Origin of the sequence: Bacillus sp. AP50 (assembly GCF_040492675.1) — a bacterium.
Taxonomy (GTDB): domain Bacteria; phylum Bacillota; class Bacilli; order Bacillales; family Bacillaceae_G; genus Bacillus_A; species Bacillus_A cereus.
Genome location: NZ_JBEUTW010000039.1, coordinates 1 through 18127, shown reverse-complemented (window position 1 = coordinate 18127; position 18127 = coordinate 1). Strand labels below are relative to the sequence as shown.

Sequence of the window (18127 nt, the reverse complement as noted above, 5' to 3'; positions counted from 1 at the left end):
AATCGTCCTAGGTGAGCTCGTTGGAAATTCAATATATGATCCTAAAATTAAAGTATGGTCTATTTTATATTCAGTATTTGTTTGGGTAATTTTAATTTATACTATTGAAGTGATAACACAAAAAGTAAGAGGGACAAGAAGGTTTTTTGAAGGATATCCTTCAATTATTATTCGTAATGGAAAGATTGATCGTGAACAATTAAGCGTAAATCATTTGGATATAAACCAATTACAACAAATGCTTAGGCAACAAAAAGATATATTTTCAATCCGAGAAGTTGAATATATGATATTGGAACCTAACGGAAACATAAGCGTTTTGAAAAAAAGTAAATACGAATCTCCTACTGTAAATGATTTAAGTTTAAAACATAAGCCTGTATACTTACCAATTTCATTAATTAGTGATGGAAAAGTAGTTAAGGATAATTTGAGGGAAGCGGGATTTGATGAAGGGTGGCTTTATAAACAAATAAAGCAAAAAGGAATTACTAAATTTGAAGACGTATTATATGCGGAATGGAAAACGGATGATGGCTTCTTTTGTCAGGAAATGCAGCGGTAGAGAATAAGTGATATATGTAATGTTTGTTTCTAAGTTATCTTTTACATATCAAAAAACGTAATCATTGTATACAATAAAACTAGATCAACAATTTGTATGGAGTGATAAAGATGGAAGCGTTTATTAGAAGTGATCAATATAATTTTATAAAATCACAAGCTTATATTTTAGCAAACGGGCATGCAACGGCAAATGATAGAGGTGTAATTCAAGCGTTAAAATCGCTTGCGATTGAAAAGATAATACATGTATTTGAGAATTTAACGGATGAACAAAAAGAGTTAATTGATACGGTATTAACAGTTCAAAATAGAGAAGATGCAGAATCATTTTTAATGAAAATAAATCCGTATGTAATTCCGTTTCAAGAAGTTACAGCACAAACATTAAAAAAGTTATTTCCTAAGGCGAAAAAGTTAAAACTTCCTGATATGGAAGAAATATCTTATTTAAGCTGGATTGATAAGGGATCAAGCAGGAAATTTATTATAGCGAAAAATGATAAAAATAAATTTGTTGGTCTGCAAGGAACGTTCCAAAGTTTAAATAAAAAAAGCATTTGTTCATTATGTCATGGGCATGAAGAAGTAGGAATGTTTTTAGTTGAAATTAAAGGCGATGTACCAGGAACTTTCGTTAAAAAGGGAAACTACATTTGCAAAGATGGTGTAGCTTGCAATCAGAATATGAAATCGCTAGATAAATTGAACGATTTTATTGACCGCTTGAAGAAATAACGAGAAAACCTCTAGTATTTAAACTGGAGGTTTTTATTTTTTGAAGAAGTAAAATAAGCTTTCTTTGTAAATGTAGATTTATAATGTAATTTGATAAAAATATCTATTATGATACAGTTGCTTATATGCAAGGAGGTAAAACATGGATTACCTTTTATCGAAAGAAAAAGTGAAGCGATGGCCCAAAGATATGATAGCGGCGGGGCGTTGTCATACTGTTGGCCTTAAATCGGATGGCACGGTAGTCGCGGTAGGTAATAATGAATTTGGCCAATGCGATGTAGGTAGCTGGCGCGACATTCGGTTGCCTGGCAAATAGTCAATTTACAATAAATGATTAGTAATATTATTCTATTTTAGGAGTAATTATGGAATAGGATATGTAGAAAATAATTAAACTTAAATCTACTGAATAAGAATCTCTTTTGAAAAGGGATTCTTATTATTTTTCATAAAATGAGGGTCTAAATGGAATTTTTGAACAAACTATATTTCAAAATTACAGTAGAAGATATAAATAAAGTATAGAGGAGATAAAGGAATGCTTAAAAGGTTTTTGCTTTCTTTACCGGATGTTTTACTTATATGTATCGTTCTTTACATAACGTACACAAATTCTTTTAGCTTTGGACAAATGTTAGTAATTTCAATTGCAATCGGAATCATTGGTGGTCTTGTTATAAGGATTGGTAAGGATGTATTTATGTATATAAGGTGGACAATGAAACAGAGGAAATCTTGAATACGTTGTATTGCTATTAGGAGGAGATGAAATGACTAAGAAAAAGAGTAGAGTGAAAAATGAAGTAGCGCTTTGGGCATTAACAGCGGTTGTTCTCATCATTGTATGGTACTTTTATCAAAAATAAAAACGCATCGTATTAAAAAAGCACGATGCGTTTTTATTATTTTTTTTGCCAATTTTCTTTAATAAAGTCTTCACGACCAGATTCCTTTTGCTCAGTAGCATATTTCTCTGGATTCTTTTTATAGAAATGTTGGTGGTATTCCTCTGCTGCGTAAAAAGGTGCAGCAGGACGAATTTCAGTCACGATTGGATCTTTAAACATACCGCTTTCTGTAAGAGCTTGTTTTGATTTTTCAGCAAGCCCTTTTTGTGTTTCGTTATGATAAAAAATAGCGGTACGATAAGATGGACCACGGTCAAAAAATTGTCCGCCATCATCAGTTGGATCGATTTGTGGCCAATATAAGTCTAGTAATTTCTGATAAGGAAAAATAGAAGGATCGAATGTAATTTGAACAACTTCTAAATGTCCAGATCTTCCAGCTTTTACTTGTTCATATGTTGGGTTTTCTACATGACCTCCTGCATAGCCAGAAAGTACTTTATGAATACCAGGAAGTTCATCAAATGGTTTTACCATGCACCAAAAGCAACCGCCTGCGAAGGTTGCGAGTTCGTATGTTTTTTCGGACATTGCTGTAATCCTCCTAAATGTATATGTTTTATATAGTATTATATAAATTGTTTTATTGCGCAATAAAAAAGATTTGAAAATATATGTTTTTTATAAACAAGATCCTCCGCTCACATCAATTAATTGTCCAGTTACCCAGCGGCTGTCTGGAGAAGCAAGGAATGCAGCAGTATCGGCAATGTCTTCTACTTCACCTAAGCGATTGAAAGCGGAAATAGTAGTAGCGTACTGCTTCATCATCGGGTCGCTCAAGAGTTCTGCATTCATATCTGTTTTAATAAATCCTGGAAGTATTGCATTCACCGTTATTCCTCGTGCTCCAAGCTGTTTTGCTAGCGTAAAAGTCATTGTATTAATAGCGCCTTTCGTCATACTATATGCAACAAAATCAGGTAAAGAAATGCGGGTGGCAGCGGATGAAATATTAATAATTCGGCTATTGTCACGTAAACGTGGCAGTGCTTGTTGAATGATAAAGAATGGTGCTTTTGCATTTACTGAAAACATTCTATCAAAAAATTGTTCAGTCGTTTCTTCAATAAAAGCACCAGGACCAATGCCAGCATTGTTTATTAAAATATCAAATTGTGTTTCACCAGTGCGCTTTTGTAATTCAGTATCTAAAGCGTTATAAAGGTTTTCTACACCGTGTAAGGATTCTAAATTTGCGCCGATAGAAAAAGCTTGGCCACCATCTGATCGAATTTCATGAACAGTTTCTTCAGCGTCATCTTTTCGATTACCGTAATGAACAGCAACCAATGCACCGTCATTTGCTAAACGTTTAGCGATCGCTCGTCCAATTCCTCGGCTTGCTCCTGTAACTAACGCTACTTTCCCTTTTAACATAGTTTCCTCATCTCCTCATAAACTTTATAAGTTTTTCTTTATGTAGTAATGCAAACATACTTAAGTAATATATGAGTGTATGTAAGTAATGCATTCCAATTTTGATTTGAGAAAAAATAAATAGAATGAATTTTGATTTTTTTGAGAAAACATGTTGACAACGAAAAGAACAACGTCCTATAATACGTGTAACAAATAAAAGTTAATTAAGAATTTTCTAACTTTATATGTTGTATATGCAAAGAAGAGGAAAGTAGATGATTATGATCGTTTCAGAGAGCTACTCCAAGGCTGTGAGGGTAGTAACAATCGAATCATTGAAGATCACCTCGGAGCATCGCTTGCGAAAGGGAAACTGAGTAGAGGGCGGCGGCATCGTCTCCGGTAAAAGGACGGAGGTCTGATTGGACCTACAAAGCTTATATTTCGTGAGAAGTATAAGGAAGCTGAGTGGTAACGCGAAACTCTCGCCTCAGCAATCAAAGCTACTAAATTGTAGTAGTTGATTGCTGAGGCGAGAGTTTTTATTTTTAAAAATAGAAGAAGAGAATGCGTAGAAGAGGAGAGTAAATGATAAAGATTGTTTCAGAGAGCTGCCCCGAGGCTGTGAGGGTGGTAACAATTCACTCATTGAAAATCACCTTGGAGCACTACTTTTGAAAACTAGTAAAAAGTAGCGGGGTTGTTCCCGATAGAAAAACAAAAGTCTAATTGGACTTGCAGAGCTTATATTTCGTGAGAAGTATAAGGAAGCTGAGTGGTACCACGATTCCCTCGTCTCAGCAATGGATTGCTACAAGTATGTAAGTAATCGATTGTTGAGACGAGTATATTTTTAAGGTTTATATACTGAATATTCTGTTAAAATTACTCATCTCAGCAATCGATGTAGAAATAGATTGCAAAAATAGAGAAAAAAGAGGAGCGATGTGAGATGGGAAACCAGTACATTTACATGAATGGGGAATTTGTAGAAAAAGAAAAGGCAGTTGTTTCAGTGTATGATCACGGTTTTTTATACGGAGACGGTGTATTTGAAGGGATTCGTAGTTACGGAGGAAATGTATTTTGTTTAAAAGAACATGTGAAACGATTGTATGAATCAGCGAAATCTATTTTACTAACAATTCCAATGACGGTAGAAGAAATGGAAGAAGCAGTTTTACATACACTCCAAAAAAATGAATACGCTGATGCTTATATTCGCTTAATTGTCTCAAGAGGAAAAGGTGACTTAGGACTCGATCCGAGAAGTTGTGTGAAGCCGAGCGTAATTATCATTGCAGAACAATTAAAGTTATTCCCACAAGAATTTTATGATAATGGGCTAAGCGTTGTATCTGTTGCATCAAGACGTAATACGCCAGACGCGTTAGATCCACGTATTAAGTCAATGAATTATTTAAATAACGTACTTGTAAAAATTGAGGCGGCACAAGCAGGAGTGTTAGAGGCTCTTATGTTAAATCAACAAGGATATGTTTGTGAAGGTTCTGGCGATAATGTTTTCGTTGTGAAAGATGGAAAAGTATTAACCCCGCCATCCTATTTAGGGGCATTAGAAGGTATTACGAGAAATAGTGTTATCGAGCTATGTGAACGACTGAGTATTCCGTGTGAGGAAAGACCATTCACTCGCCATGACGTATATGTAGCGGATGAAGTATTTTTAACAGGAACAGCAGCGGAGTTAATTCCAGTTGTAAAAGTTGATTCGAGAGAAATTGGAGATGGGAAACCAGGAAGTGTAACGAAACAATTGACCGAAGAATTTAAAAAATTAACGAGAGAAAGAGGAGTACGTGTTCCCGGGCTGACGGAAAGCTTAGCATAAATAAGGAGAGGAGTTAATTGAAATGAAGCAGCAGTATACAGCGTATGAGAAGTTACAGTGTGAAGAAATGACAGGCGCTGGGCACGTGATTCAAGGTTTGAAGAAATTGGGTGTAACGACCGTTTTCGGCTATCCAGGCGGAGCGATTTTACCAGTATACGATGCGTTATACGAAAGTGGTTTGAAACATGTTTTAACTCGTCATGAACAAGCTGCCATTCATGCGGCTGAAGGATATGCGAGAGCTTCTGGGAAGATCGGGGTAGTCTTTGCTACCTCTGGCCCAGGGGCGACAAATTTAGTTACGGGCTTAGCAGACGCTTATATGGATTCGATTCCTTTAGTTGTCATTACCGGCCAAGTTGCAACGCCTTTAATTGGTAAAGATGGATTTCAAGAAGCGGATGTTGTCGGAATTACAGTACCTGTTACGAAGCATAATTACCAAGTTCGTGATGTAAATCATGTATCACGAATTGTGCAAGAAGCTTTTTACATCGCCAAAAGCGGACGACCGGGACCAGTATTAATCGATATTCCAAAAGATGTTCAAAATGCAAAAGTCACCAGTTTCTTTAATGAAGAAGTTGATATTCCGGGGTACAAACCAGAACTTGTACCAGACAGCATGAAACTTAGAGAGGTGGCTAAAGCAATTTCAAAATCAAAGCGTCCACTTCTTTATATTGGAGGAGGTGTCATTCATTCAGGTGGATCCGATGAACTTTTCGAATTCGCAAGGGAGAACCGTATTCCAGTCGTTTCAACTTTAATGGGACTTGGTGCATATCCACCGGGAGATCCATTGTTTCTAGGGATGCTTGGTATGCATGGGACATACGCTGCTAATATGGCGGTAACAGAATGTGATTTACTACTTGCATTAGGTGTTCGCTTCGATGATCGTGTAACAGGGAAATTAGAACTTTTTTCTCCGCACTCGAAAAAAGTACATATTGATATTGATCCTTCTGAGTTTCATAAAAATGTAACTGTAGAGCATCCGATTGTTGGTGATGTGAAAAAAGCGTTACACATGTTGTTACATATGTCTATTTATACACAAACAGATGAATGGCTTCAGAAAGTAAAGGCATGGAAAGAAGAATATCCACTTTCTTATAAGCAAAAAGAATCTGAGTTAAAACCACAGCATGTGATCAACTTAGTAAGTGAATTAACGAATGGTGAAGCGATTGTCACAACAGAAGTAGGACAGCATCAAATGTGGGCTGCTCACTTCTATAAAGCAAGAAAACCTCGGACGTTCCTTACCTCTGGAGGATTAGGAACAATGGGGTTTGGGTTCCCAGCGGCAATTGGTGCTCAGCTTGCAAAAGAAGAAGAACTCGTCGTTTGTATTGCAGGTGATGCTTCTTTTCAAATGAACATTCAAGAACTACAAACAATTGCTGAAAATAACATCCCTGTAAAAGTATTTATTATAAATAACAGATTTTTAGGGATGGTAAGGCAATGGCAAGAAATGTTTTATGAAAATCGTTTATCAGAGTCAAAAATTGGCGCACCAGATTTTGTGAAAGTGGCAGAAGCTTATGGAGTGAAGGGATTAAGGGCGACAAATTCAACAGAGGCGAAACAAGTGGTGTTAGAAGCATTTGCTCACGAAGGTCCTGTCGTAGTTGATTTTTGTGTAGAAGAAGGTGAAAACGTATTTCCGATGGTTCCGCCAAACAAAGGGAATAACGAAATGATTATGAAGAGGTGGGAAGAATGAGTCATACTTTTTCACTCGTTATTCATAACGAGCCAAGTGTCTTATTACGTATAAGTGGAATTTTTGCTCGGCGTGGCTATTATATTTCTTCTTTACATTTAAACGAAAGAGATACGAGTGGCGTTTCTGAAATGAAACTCACAGCAGTTTGTACTGAAAATGAAGCGACATTACTTGTTAGTCAGTTGAAAAAATTAATTGATGTACTGCAAGTAAATAAATTATAAGGGGTGTATGGAGTATGAAAACGTATTATGAGAAAGATGCAAATGTAGAGTTATTACAAGGGAAAACAGTTGCGGTAATTGGTTATGGATCTCAAGGGCATGCGCAGGCACAAAATTTACGTGATTCAGGTGTGGAAGTTGTAGTTGGTGTTAGACCTGGTAAATCGTATGAAGTAGCAAAAGCAGATGGATTTGAAGTAATGTCTGTTTCAGAAGCGGTTCGAACCGCACAAGTTGTACAAATGTTATTGCCAGATGAACAGCAAGCACATGTATATAAATCAGAAGTAGAAGAGAATCTCCGTGAAGGACAAATGTTACTTTTCTCACATGGATTTAACATTCACTTCGGCCAAATTAATCCGCCAAGTTACGTAGATGTAGCAATGGTTGCGCCAAAAAGTCCAGGTCATCTCGTTCGCCGTGTATATCAAGAAGGAAATGGTGTTCCGGCATTAGTCGCAGTGCATCAAGATGCGACGGGAACAGCGCTACATGTAGCATTAGCGTATGCAAAAGGTGTAGGTTGTACACGTGCGGGTGTAATTGAAACGACATTCCAAGAAGAAACCGAAACGGATTTATTCGGTGAGCAAGCTGTACTTTGCGGCGGGGTAACTGCACTTGTGAAGGCCGGGTTCGAAACGTTAACGGAAGGTGGATATCGTCCTGAAATTGCATACTTTGAATGTTTGCATGAATTAAAGCTAATTGTTGACTTAATGTACGAAGGTGGATTAACGAATATGCGCCATTCTATTTCAGATACGGCAGAATTTGGAGATTATGTAACAGGATCGAGAATTGTTACAGATGAAACGAAGAAGGAAATGAAGCGTGTTCTGACAGAAATTCAGCAAGGTGAATTTGCGAAGAAATGGATTTTAGAAAATCAAGCAGGGCGTCCGACGTATAACGCAATGAAAAAAGCAGAACAAAATCATCAATTAGAAAAAGTGGGAGCAGAGCTTCGTGAAATGATGAGTTGGATTCATGCACCGAAAGAATTAGTAAAGAAATAGAGTAAGAGAGTATAAATGAAAAATATGTAAGAGGGGATTTGACAAGATGAGAAGTGACATGATTAAAAAAGGTTTTGATAAAGCGCCGCACCGTAGTTTATTAAAAGCAACTGGTTTGAAAGATGAAGATTTTGATAAACCTTTCATAGCGATTTGTAATTCTTTTATTGAAATTATTCCAGGGCATAAACACTTGAACGAGTTTGGGAAACTTGTAAAAGAGGCAGTTCGTGCGGCAGGTATGGTACCATTCGAATTCAATACAATTGGAGTTGACGATGGTATTGCGATGGGACATATCGGTATGCGTTATTCTCTTCCGAGTCGTGAAATAATTGCAGATTCAGTAGAAACGGTTGTAAATGCACACTGGTTTGACGGCATGATTTGTATCCCAAACTGTGACAAAATTACACCAGGTATGATGATGGCTGCACTACGTATTAATATTCCGACTGTGTTTGTTTCAGGCGGCCCAATGGCAGCAGGAAAAACATCTAAAGGAGAAGTTGTTGATCTGAGTTCCGTTTTTGAAGGAGTAGGAGCTTATCAATCTGGGAAAATTTCAGAAGAAGAATTAAAAGATATTGAAGATCATGGCTGTCCATCTTGTGGCTCTTGTTCGGGTATGTTTACCGCGAACTCTATGAATTGTTTATGTGAAGTGTTAGGTTTAGCTCTTCCTGGTAACGGGAGTATTTTAGCAATTGATCCAAGACGTGAAGAGTTAATTAAACAAGCAGCAGAGAAATTGAAAATTTTAATTGAAAGAGATATTAAACCAAGAGACATTGTAACGGAAGAAGCAATTGATGATGCGTTTGCGCTTGATATGGCGATGGGCGGTTCAACAAATACAGTGTTGCATACATTGGCGCTCGCGCAAGAGGCTGGATTAGATTACGATATGAACCGTATTGATGCCGTTTCAAGACGTGTACCACATTTATGTAAAGTAAGCCCTGCTTCCAATTGGCATATGGAAGATATTGATCGTGCGGGCGGGATTAGTGCAATTTTGAAAGAGATGAGCCGGAAAGAAGGAGTACTTCATCTTGATCGAATAACTGCTACTGGGCAAACATTAAGAGAAAATATTGCTGAGGCAGAGATTAAAGATAAGGAAGTTATTCACTCTCTTGAAAACCCTCATAGTGAGGAAGGAGGATTGCGTATATTAAAAGGCAACCTTGCGAAAGATGGAGCGGTTATTAAAAGCGGTGCAACAGAGGTAAAGCGTTTTGAAGGACCTTGCGTTATTTTTAATTCACAAGATGAGGCACTTGCTGGCATTATGCTTGGGAAAGTGAAAAAAGGAGATGTAGTTGTCATTCGTTATGAAGGACCAAGAGGTGGCCCTGGTATGCCAGAAATGTTAGCACCAACATCAGCAATTGCTGGAATGGGATTAGGTGCTGAGGTTGCATTATTAACGGATGGACGTTTCTCTGGAGCTTCACGTGGAATTTCAGTAGGACATATTTCACCAGAAGCAGCAGCTGGTGGAACGATCGCACTTCTTGAACAAGGGGATATTGTATGTATTGATGTTGAAGAACGCTTGCTAGAAGTAAGAGTGAGTAATGAAGAATTAGATAAGCGTAAAAAAGAATGGAAACGACCAGAACCGAAAGTGAAAACTGGCTGGCTTGGACGTTATGCACAAATGGTAACATCGGCGAATACAGGGGCTGTTCTGAAAATCCCACATTTTGATTGAGCCAATTTAAAAGAGATAAGGATGATATATAATGGTGCAAAAGGTAAAGGAGAGAGTGAAAATTGAAGATATCTTAATGGCTCATAATTGCATGAAAGATATCGTTATTAAAACACCGTTACAACGTGATACAGTTTTATCTGAGAAATATGATTGTGACGTTTATGTAAAACGAGAAGATTTACAATTAATTCGCTCTTTCAAAATTCGTGGTGCATACAATTTGATTCAAAGTTTACCGAAAGAAAAGTTACAAAACGGTGTTGTTTGTGCAAGTGCTGGTAATCATGCGCAAGGAGTTGCTTATACATGTAATTTATTGAAGATTCCGTCGAAAATATTTATGCCCACAACAACACCGAAACAAAAAGTATCACAAGTACAATTTTTCGGTGGTGATTTCGCAGAGATTGTATTAGTTGGTGATACATTCGATAGCTCTTTCCAAGAAGCACAGTGTTATTGTGAAGAAAATAGAATGACATTTGTTCATCCGTTTGATGATCCGTATGTAGTTGCTGGTCAAGGGACAGTGGCAGTTGAAATTATGCATGATATGGAGAAACCGGTTGATTATATCTTTACGGCAATCGGCGGTGGTGGATTAGCATCAGGTGTTGGTACATATGTAAAAGGTGTTAGTCCTACTACAAAGGTTATTGGTGTAGAACCGATGGGAGCTGCCTCTATGAAAGAGGCTTTTCTTCAAAATGATAATGTCGCATTAGAGAAAATAGATAGTTTTGTTGATGGGGCAGCGGTTAAAAAGGTAGGAAAGTTAACTTTTGAAACTTGTAAAGATGTAATTGATGACATCGTTTTAGTACCAGAGGGGAAAGTTTGTACGACGATTTTAGAACTGTATAAGAAAAATGCGATTGTAGCTGAACCAGCTGGTGCACTCTCTATTGCAGCACTTGATTTATACAGGGATGAAATAAAAGGTAAAACAGTTGTATGTACGCTAAGTGGTGGAAATAATGACATTGATAGAATGCAAGAAATGAAAGAACGATCTCTCATTTACGAAGGGTTAAAGCATTATTTCATCATTGAATTCCCACAGCGTTCAGGCGCGTTAAGAGAATTTCTTGATAAAGGATTGGGGCCAGAAGATGATATTACTCGTTTTGAGTATATTAAGAAACATAATAAGGAAAATGGTCCAGCATTAGTCGGAGTAGAGTTAAAACATAAAGAAGATTATGAGCAATTAATTACTCGCTTTAAAGAAAATAATATTCAATTTATGGAGCTTAATAAAAACCCTGTTTTGTTTGATTTGCTTATTTAATAGAAGGGAAGAATAAGCATCTAAATAAAAAAGATAGATACAAGCGAAGAAATATAGTGCTTGTTCTATCTTTTTTATAGTTAAACTAGATACTCATTAAATTCAAGAAGAATAAAGCTAGTTAACCAAAAAAAATATCGCAATGCGAATAATTACATACATAGTAAATTCAAAGGTAGTAAGTTTTCGTTCGCGTTTTATTTTTTTTAGAAATCTAACAGAAAAAACTGAACATAAAAGTAGAACGGCTATAGACATTTTATAAATATTTTCTAACAAACTTACATTTTCTAATAAGTTTTTCAGCATGTTTATCACCTATTCTGTAAAGTAGATTACAGAGAAATAGATCTTGAGCTGTCTAGTTTCGTTTATTTTTTATTTTCCCTGTATCATCAATTTCTACATCAGTTGAAATTGTTTGTAAATATTGAAGAGCTTTTTTCTTTTCTTCCTCATTTACAGGGGAAACTTGGTTGTTGCGAATGATATAAGGATTGAATGACATTTGGACATCCTTTCCTTTAAAAGTTAAAGTTAATACGCCAGTTTCGGCGCTTTTTCCATTCACATAACTTGGGAATAAAAAGTTACCTAATGAGTAAGCGATAGGAACTTTATTATAATACTCAAACCCTTGTAACCAATGTGGATGGCTTCCGACAATCGCGTTAGCTCCTGCTTCAACCATTTTAGGTACATATTGCTTTTGGTATTCTACCGGACGGTTTGATTTTTCAACGCCCCAATGCATATAGACGATTAAATAGTCTGCATCTTGTTTTTGTTCTTTAATTGTTTTTGTTACAAGATTTAAATCATAGCCATTCGCAACGCCAGGTTTATTCTCACCAGCTACCCAATTAGAATCAGGCATAAATCGAACGAAGGAAAGAAATTTAAACTTTTTCCCTTTTACGGTCATTTCTCGTGCTGTATATGCATCTTTTGCATTTTTTCCGGCTCCAATGTAAGGGAACTTTAATTTTTCTACGTGAGAAATCGTATCTAATAATCCATCTTGCCCATAATCAAGTGTGTGGTTATTCCCAATATTTACGATGTCATATCCAGTGTTTTTAATAGCTTGTAGTGTAGATGGATCACTTTTAATCCAAAACAGTTGCCCAGGTGCTTTCTTTTCTTTCGTTGTAAATGCCGATTCTAAATTCACAAAAGAAATATCAGCTTTTTTTATTTCTTCTTTTACATGTTGGAATGGGTAATCAGCTCCATTCTTTTCGATTATAGGACGTAATTGCCAATCAAACATTGTATCACCAGAGAAGGTGAGTGTGATTTCTTGATCTTCTATTTTCTTTTCGCTTTTTGAAGCGGTTTTACTAGATTTGTTTTGTAAATCGTGTTTGTCTTTTGCTTTTGAAATAAAAGAGTAATTGATTAATAAAACAATCGGTGTAATGAAAAAGGCTATTAACAAAAATCGTTTTAGTAAAGTTTTCATATATACCTTCCCTTTTAATATTATCCCGCAATTAAATTAACACTGAATCTATTAAAGGTAATTAAAGTTACAAAAAAACAGCGGGTTATGTAGTGGAAAACATTTGTTAATATTCTCAATATTAAGTTAACATATAGATAACCTGTAAATCAATGTATAAACCAAAATATAGAAATAAAGAATTCGAAGGGTGAAGAATGAGAAATGGTTATATTAGGAGCAGTTGTAAATGGAATTTGTATTATATTTGGTACTTTACTTGGTAAATTATTTAGTAGGATTCCAGAAAGTATGAAAGGGACGATAATGCACGCAATCGGTTTAGCGGTTACTGTGCTTGGGCTTCAAATGGCATTAAAAAGTGAAAACTTTCTTGTTGTCATACTGAGTTTAGTGATTGGTACGGTAATTGGAGAATGGTTACAATTAGAAGAAAAGTTAAAAAATTTAGGGGATTGGCTAGAAAATAAAGTTGGATCGAAGGGGAAAGGAAGCATATCAGAAGGTTTTGTAACAGCTACTTTAATTTTTGCAATTGGTGCGATGGGGATACTTGGTGCACTTGACAGTGGGATTCGCGGAAATCATAATATTTTATTTACCAAGGCAATTATCGATGGATTTATTTCTATTATATTAACGACAACTCTAGGAATTGGCGTAGTATTTTCGGCGATTCCAGTTGTTTTATATGAAGGTGGTATTGCAGTTTTTGCAACACAAATTAATAGTTTTGTCCCGGAAGAATTAATGAACCAATTTATAGTGGAGATGACGGCTGCAGGCGGCATTATGATATCTGCTATCGGATTAAACTTACTCGGATTTATTAAAATTAAAGTGGCAAATTTACTTCCAGGTATATTAGTAGTGGGTGTAATTGTTTCAATTATTTATGGTTACGGTTTAATAGTAAAGTAGTAGGGGGATGGAAACACATATGGAGGAATTTCAATTTACAAAACGTGTGCATAAAATATTGGAGATTGCAGCAGAAGAGAGTGAGTATAACATAATTCACCCGGTCCATCTGTTTATAGGTATGTGTAAAGAAGGTACAGGAGTTTGCGCTGAGTTATATATGTATTTGTTTCATAAAGTCGGTCCAGATTTTTCAGAAAAACTTTCGTTACGAAAACGATTCGATTTACATAATCAAGAGTATAAAAAAATAGGGCAATATAAACTATCTTATAAGGCGATAGAAATTTTACAAATAGCGAAGAAACGTATGGAACGCTTTCAGCAAGTAGTAATCAATGAAGGACATATTATGTATGCGTTATTTCGTGTAGATACAGATATTGGCGAATTTATACATACACAAATGCAAGAAGATATATTACGTATTACAGCTGCACCGAGAGACTTAGCGGTTGATTTAAATAGTTTTAAACCTACTTATAACACATTATTTTGTCATGTAAGAAGAGCTAGTCCTTCTGATTTTGATAAGTTATCACGATTTGTGGCGGCTGAATTTTGTGAACGGTGGTTACAGTCGGTTGATTACGGATTTCGGACATATAATGAAAAGTTACCTATCTATATTGCACAGCAGGAGGAAGTAATAGTTGGTTTCGCCTGTTACGATGTAGTGAGAGGAAAGAAAGGATTGTTTGGTCCAATGGGCATAGCGAAACAAAATCGTGTGAAAGGTGTAGGAAAAGAATTATTGTATCATTGTTTATATAATATGAAGCAAGATGGATATGAATATGCGATTATTGGACAAGCAGGTCCCATTGAGTTTTACGAGAGAAATTGTAATGCTCGTTTAATACCGATAGATAATAAGTAACCAACTTCATATAGAGGAGTTGGTTTTATTATGAAAATGATGTAGAGATGTAGTGGTTTTTACTAGAAAATAGCGGGTTTTGTAGTAAATCTTGCATAAAAAGCAAATTACTAAACTTTTTACAAGAAAGGGTGTAGAATGGGTATCTAAAGAAAGAAGGTGTGAAAATGGCCAGCTGGAAACGAAATTTAATGATTTGTTGGCTAGGTTGTTTTACCACTGCAGCCGGTATGAGTTTAGTAATTCCTTTCTTATCTTTTTATATTGAGGAATTAGGAGTAACTGGCACTTCAAGTATTGCACAGTGGTCGGGACTTGCATTTGGTGTAACATTTTTAATGGGTGCGATCGTATCGCCAATATGGGGAAAGCTTGGTGATATACATGGACGGAAACTGATGCTTATTCGTGCTAGCCTCGGTATGGCGATTATTATGACGCTTATGGGGTTTGTAACGGATGTATATCAATTAGTCGCACTAAGATTTTTAATGGGAGCAGTATCTGGTTTCCTTTCAACCGCAATGACATTTATTGCAGCAGAAACTCCGAAAGAACATTCAGGTTGGGCAATTTCTACAATTTCAACTGGTGGCGTGAGCGGTTCTTTACTTGGTCCATTACTTGGTGGATATTTGTCTGAGTTAATTGGAATGCGTCATGTCTTTCTTGTTACAGGAGCTTTTTTATTCCTTTCCTTTCTCATCGTTTTTTTCTTCTTGCATGAAGAAAATCACTCTGCTCAAGCAAAAAAAACACAGCCGAAAAAAGTATGGACGATGGTCCCAGCGAAGCATTTAATTATTAGTTTATTTGTAACAACATTTATTATTCAACTTGCTAATATGTCAGTTCAACCAATTGTTACATTGTACGTGAAAAATTTAGTAGGTCCTCATACTGCACATATTGAAACAATTGCGGGAGCAGTTATGTCAGCAACAGGATTAGCCGTTATTTTGGCAGCACCAAGACTAGGAAGATTATCAGATCATATCGGTCCTCAAAAAACGTTAGTTGTAGCGTTATTTGCTGCAGGAATTATTTTTATCCCGCAAGCATTTGTAACCTCAGCTTGGCAACTATTAATTCTTCGATTTTTATTAGGTATCGCACAAGCAGGATTATTACCTTCCGTACAAACTCTACTAAAACAACATACACCAACCCATGTTACGGGACGGATATTTGGATATAATCAATCATTTCAGTTTTTAGGAAATATGATTGGTCCAGTGCTCGGGGGGCAAATTGCAGCACATGCAGGCTTCCAATATGTTTTCCTCTCTACATCATCACTATTATTTATTGCGTGTATCTGGGTTTATTTTCATAATAAGAACGAAGAGGTATCAGAGAAACAACATTTGGAAGTTAGTTAACTTAGTGAATAAAAAAAGGGTGAAGCAATGATTGCTTCATCCTTTTCTTTAAAATTTAAGACATAGATAGCTTAATGTACCAAGCTCATAACTACGGTGAATGACTTCACCGCTATTTTCACCACTTCCCATAGCGATAAATAAAGGAACAAAATGTTCTGCTCTTGGTACTGCTAATTGTGCATGAGGAGCATTTTTCTCCCAATTAAACAATGCATCTTTATCGTTATGCTGCATATGTTTAATAATCCAATCATCAAATTCAATTGCCCATTTTTCAGGTGTAGTTTGATTCCACTTCAAAGCTCGTAAGTTATGGACGGTAACACCACTCCCGATTACTAAAATATCTTCTTGTCCGAGTCCTTTAAGTGCTTCTCCAATTTCAAATTGTTCTTTTGCAGAAAGGAATGGATTGACTGATATTTGCACGACAGGAATATTTGCTTCTGGATACATGCGGTGCAGGAGTGTCCATGAACCATGATCTAAACCTCTCGTCATATTATGATGGACTGAAATACCTTTGTTCTTAAATTTTGTTTCTAACATAGATGCAATGCTAGAAGAGCCTTTCGCACGATATTTGATTTCGTATAACTCAGGGGGAAAACCTCCAAAATCATAAATTGTTTCATACTCGTTATCTGATGAGGAAATCGTTAATACTTCACTTTCCCAGTGAGCAGTGAAAATAACAATTGCTTTCGGTTTATATGTTTCTCCAAGTGTTTTTAAAAATCGTGTATAGTCTGTATCTTGAATAGCGAGCATAGGCGAACCATGTGCTAAAAATAATGATGGCATCATAATAGTAGAAACCTCCTAAAAATTATATAGTTACTTTATGTAAGTGACTATATAATTTTATTTTCGGTTCGTCAACATAATAGTTATTGAGCTAATTGGAAAAGTGAGTCATTTGTCATAATGAAGGCAATTGCATATAATACATAGTAAGAAAAATGAATCGATATTCATTTTTAAAGATACATAATAGAGTTGGGAGCTGACGAAATGAACGTACAGGAAAGTTTCGTTACGGCATTGGATGGATCAGAAATTTATTTACGCAAGTGGTTGCCAGAAGGTAAACCGAAAGGGATTATTCAAATTGCACATGGTATGACAGAACATGCAGGTGTTTATACAGACTTTATTGCTGCGTTATTAGAAGCAGGGTATGGTGTTTATGCACATGATCATAAAGGTCATGGGAAAACAGTGAAAAGAGAAGAAGATTATGGTCATTTTAAACCAAATGTAGGTTGGAATGAGGCTGTGTCTGATGTTATTTTTGTATCAGAAACGGTAAGAAAAGAGCAGACATGCCCGTTATTTTTACTTGGCCATAGTATGGGTTCTTTTTTATCAAGACGTGCTGTGCAACTTAGAGGCGAATTATATGATGGATTTCTGATTTCAGGAACAGGTGGAAATCCAGGGCTTTTAGGAGCTATTGGTCATAAAGTAGCAACAATCGAAATGAAATTGCGTGGTGCAAAAACGAAAAGTCCAATGCTAAACTTTTTATCTTTCGGAAACTTCAATTCGAACTTTAAGCCAAATCGTACAAAATTTGATTGGTTATCTTCAGATAATAATCAAGTTGATAAATATATTGCGGATCCGTTATGTGGTTTCATTTGTACGACGAGTTTTTACCGAGAATTATTTTCTGGTGTATTAGAAGTAAATAAACTAGAAGAATACAAGAAGACGCCAAAGAATCTTCCAATACATATATTCTCTGGTGATCGTGATCCTGTTGGCGATATGGGGAAAGGTGTAAAAGAAGTATATGAAAACTATAAAAAATGTGGTGTGAAAGACGTGACACTACGTTTATATGAAAATGGTAGACATGAAATGTTTCATGAAGTAAATAAGGATGAAGTATTTAAAGATTTAATTTCTTGGTTAGATGCGCATAATAAATGAGAAAGATAATCCCAAACTGTTTGTAGTTTGGGATTATTTATTTTACAGAAATACGGGCAATAAATTCTTAAATTCACTTTACTTAATAAAAAATAAATCTTATTCTATAG

At 36.0% G+C, this 18127-nt stretch carries 17 protein-coding genes, 2 pseudogenes and 1 other annotated feature; of the genes and pseudogenes, 14 read left to right on the top strand and 5 right to left on the bottom strand.

Annotated elements, in window-relative coordinates; all coding sequences use genetic code 11:
• From ABWK52_RS05025 to ABWK52_RS05010, 4 genes and pseudogenes are all read left to right on the top strand, one after another.
• The coding region (locus tag ABWK52_RS05025) for a DUF421 domain-containing protein (protein ID WP_353771883.1) at nucleotides 1-565 on the top strand (565 nt) is incomplete at its 5' end.
• A gap of 110 nt (nucleotides 566-675) precedes the next feature.
• Complete coding sequence (locus tag ABWK52_RS05020) at nucleotides 676-1302, top strand: FusB/FusC family EF-G-binding protein (protein WP_353771882.1); 627 nt, start codon at nucleotides 676-678, stop codon at nucleotides 1300-1302.
• Nucleotides 1303-1444: 142 nt separating this feature from the next.
• Nucleotides 1445-1603, top strand: a pseudogene (locus ABWK52_RS05015) (RCC1-like domain-containing protein); the annotation flags it as partial.
• Nucleotides 1604-1843: 240 nt separating this feature from the next.
• Nucleotides 1844-2044 (top strand): hypothetical protein, encoded by a 201-nt coding sequence (locus ABWK52_RS05010; protein ID WP_000919320.1) that lies wholly within the window; start codon nucleotides 1844-1846, stop codon nucleotides 2042-2044.
• 163 nt (nucleotides 2045-2207) lie between these two features.
• On the opposite strand, the gene msrA is transcribed toward ABWK52_RS05010, so the two are convergent.
• Both msrA and ABWK52_RS05000 read right to left on the bottom strand, forming a co-directional pair.
• Nucleotides 2208-2744 (bottom strand): peptide-methionine (S)-S-oxide reductase MsrA, encoded by a 537-nt coding sequence (gene msrA / locus ABWK52_RS05005; RefSeq protein WP_001291864.1) that lies wholly within the window; start codon nucleotides 2742-2744, stop codon nucleotides 2208-2210.
• 90 nt (nucleotides 2745-2834) lie between these two features.
• The gene (locus tag ABWK52_RS05000) at nucleotides 2835-3593 is read right to left on the bottom strand and encodes an SDR family oxidoreductase (protein WP_000911808.1); all 759 of its coding nucleotides are present in this window, start codon (nucleotides 3591-3593) and stop codon (nucleotides 2835-2837) included.
• Nucleotides 3594-4138: 545 nt separating this feature from the next.
• Nucleotides 4139-4378: a binding site (T-box leader), on the top strand.
• A 149-nt stretch (nucleotides 4379-4527) separates the two neighbouring features.
• Here ABWK52_RS05000 and ilvE point away from each other — a divergent pair.
• From ilvE to ilvA, 6 genes are read left to right on the top strand one after another with little or no spacing between them, the layout of a single operon-like run.
• On the top strand, nucleotides 4528-5427 hold the full coding sequence (gene ilvE / locus ABWK52_RS04995) for a branched-chain-amino-acid transaminase (RefSeq protein WP_000528156.1): 900 nt from the start codon (nucleotides 4528-4530) through the stop codon (nucleotides 5425-5427).
• A 22-nt stretch (nucleotides 5428-5449) separates the two neighbouring features.
• Nucleotides 5450-7165 (top strand): acetolactate synthase large subunit, encoded by a 1716-nt coding sequence (ilvB, locus tag ABWK52_RS04990; protein ID WP_098295643.1) that lies wholly within the window; start codon nucleotides 5450-5452, stop codon nucleotides 7163-7165.
• Nucleotides 7162-7392: an ACT domain-containing protein gene (locus ABWK52_RS04985; protein ID WP_000019916.1), complete on the top strand. Its 231-nt coding sequence runs from the start codon at nucleotides 7162-7164 to the stop codon at nucleotides 7390-7392. The genes ilvB and ABWK52_RS04985 overlap by 4 nt, the downstream gene beginning before the upstream one ends.
• Before the next feature lie 14 nt (nucleotides 7393-7406).
• Complete coding sequence (ilvC, locus tag ABWK52_RS04980) at nucleotides 7407-8414, top strand: ketol-acid reductoisomerase (RefSeq protein WP_000861136.1); 1008 nt, start codon at nucleotides 7407-7409, stop codon at nucleotides 8412-8414.
• A gap of 46 nt (nucleotides 8415-8460) precedes the next feature.
• Entirely contained in the window at nucleotides 8461-10134 is a 1674-nt protein-coding gene (gene ilvD / locus ABWK52_RS04975; RefSeq protein ID WP_001255818.1) for a dihydroxy-acid dehydratase, read from the top strand.
• A gap of 31 nt (nucleotides 10135-10165) precedes the next feature.
• Entirely contained in the window at nucleotides 10166-11428 is a 1263-nt protein-coding gene (gene ilvA, locus ABWK52_RS04970) for a threonine ammonia-lyase IlvA (RefSeq protein WP_000250323.1), read from the top strand.
• An 80-nt stretch (nucleotides 11429-11508) separates the two neighbouring features.
• Here ilvA and ABWK52_RS04965 read toward each other — a convergent pair.
• Together ABWK52_RS04965 and ABWK52_RS04960 are read right to left on the bottom strand one after the other, a co-directional pair.
• Nucleotides 11509-11737, bottom strand: a pseudogene (locus tag ABWK52_RS04965) (hypothetical protein).
• A 52-nt stretch (nucleotides 11738-11789) separates the two neighbouring features.
• Nucleotides 11790-12893 (bottom strand): CapA family protein, encoded by a 1104-nt coding sequence (locus ABWK52_RS04960; RefSeq protein WP_086409212.1) that lies wholly within the window; start codon nucleotides 12891-12893, stop codon nucleotides 11790-11792.
• A 204-nt stretch (nucleotides 12894-13097) separates the two neighbouring features.
• Here ABWK52_RS04960 and ABWK52_RS04955 point away from each other — a divergent pair, with 204 nt between their 5' ends.
• From ABWK52_RS04955 to ABWK52_RS04945, 3 genes are all read left to right on the top strand, one after another.
• Nucleotides 13098-13814: a DUF554 domain-containing protein gene (locus tag ABWK52_RS04955; RefSeq protein WP_097862676.1), complete on the top strand. Its 717-nt coding sequence runs from the start codon at nucleotides 13098-13100 to the stop codon at nucleotides 13812-13814.
• 19 nt (nucleotides 13815-13833) lie between these two features.
• Nucleotides 13834-14694 (top strand): GNAT family N-acetyltransferase, encoded by an 861-nt coding sequence (locus ABWK52_RS04950; RefSeq protein ID WP_000390847.1) that lies wholly within the window; start codon nucleotides 13834-13836, stop codon nucleotides 14692-14694.
• A 167-nt stretch (nucleotides 14695-14861) separates the two neighbouring features.
• Nucleotides 14862-16076, top strand: a complete 1215-nt coding sequence (locus ABWK52_RS04945) for a multidrug efflux MFS transporter (RefSeq protein WP_000179301.1) — start codon at nucleotides 14862-14864, stop codon at nucleotides 16074-16076.
• 48 nt (nucleotides 16077-16124) lie between these two features.
• Here ABWK52_RS04945 and ABWK52_RS04940 read toward each other — a convergent pair whose 3' ends face one another.
• Nucleotides 16125-16886 carry a DODA-type extradiol aromatic ring-opening family dioxygenase gene (locus ABWK52_RS04940; RefSeq protein ID WP_000982910.1) on the bottom strand — a complete coding sequence of 254 codons (762 nt, stop codon included), beginning with the start codon at nucleotides 16884-16886 and terminating at the stop codon, nucleotides 16125-16127.
• 207 nt (nucleotides 16887-17093) lie between these two features.
• On the opposite strand from ABWK52_RS04940, the gene ABWK52_RS04935 reads away from it, so the two are divergent.
• Nucleotides 17094-18017 carry an alpha/beta hydrolase gene (locus ABWK52_RS04935; protein WP_001102598.1) on the top strand — a complete coding sequence of 308 codons (924 nt, stop codon included), beginning with the start codon at nucleotides 17094-17096 and terminating at the stop codon, nucleotides 18015-18017.
• The last annotated feature ends 110 nt before the right edge of the window (nucleotides 18018-18127 follow it).

Coding starts and splice junctions, on each gene's coding strand:
- ilvC (WP_000861136.1), top strand. CDS start 7,407: ATGAAAACGTATTATGAGAAAGATGCAAATGTAGAGTTATTACAAGGG.
- ilvD (WP_001255818.1), top strand. CDS start 8,461: ATGAGAAGTGACATGATTAAAAAAGGTTTTGATAAAGCGCCGCACCGT.
- ABWK52_RS04940 (WP_000982910.1), bottom strand. CDS start 16,886: ATGATGCCATCATTATTTTTAGCACATGGTTCGCCTATGCTCGCTATT.
- msrA (WP_001291864.1), bottom strand. CDS start 2,744: ATGTCCGAAAAAACATACGAACTCGCAACCTTCGCAGGCGGTTGCTTT.
- ABWK52_RS05000 (WP_000911808.1), bottom strand. CDS start 3,593: ATGTTAAAAGGGAAAGTAGCGTTAGTTACAGGAGCAAGCCGAGGAATT.
- ABWK52_RS04935 (WP_001102598.1), top strand. CDS start 17,094: ATGAACGTACAGGAAAGTTTCGTTACGGCATTGGATGGATCAGAAATT.
- ABWK52_RS05010 (WP_000919320.1), top strand. CDS start 1,844: ATGCTTAAAAGGTTTTTGCTTTCTTTACCGGATGTTTTACTTATATGT.
- ABWK52_RS04960 (WP_086409212.1), bottom strand. CDS start 12,893: ATGAAAACTTTACTAAAACGATTTTTGTTAATAGCCTTTTTCATTACA.
- ilvA (WP_000250323.1), top strand. CDS start 10,166: ATGGTGCAAAAGGTAAAGGAGAGAGTGAAAATTGAAGATATCTTAATG.
- ABWK52_RS04945 (WP_000179301.1), top strand. CDS start 14,862: ATGGCCAGCTGGAAACGAAATTTAATGATTTGTTGGCTAGGTTGTTTT.
- ABWK52_RS05020 (WP_353771882.1), top strand. CDS start 676: ATGGAAGCGTTTATTAGAAGTGATCAATATAATTTTATAAAATCACAA.
- ilvB (WP_098295643.1), top strand. CDS start 5,450: ATGAAGCAGCAGTATACAGCGTATGAGAAGTTACAGTGTGAAGAAATG.
- ABWK52_RS04985 (WP_000019916.1), top strand. CDS start 7,162: ATGAGTCATACTTTTTCACTCGTTATTCATAACGAGCCAAGTGTCTTA.
- ABWK52_RS04955 (WP_097862676.1), top strand. CDS start 13,098: ATGGTTATATTAGGAGCAGTTGTAAATGGAATTTGTATTATATTTGGT.
- ABWK52_RS04950 (WP_000390847.1), top strand. CDS start 13,834: ATGGAGGAATTTCAATTTACAAAACGTGTGCATAAAATATTGGAGATT.
- ilvE (WP_000528156.1), top strand. CDS start 4,528: ATGGGAAACCAGTACATTTACATGAATGGGGAATTTGTAGAAAAAGAA.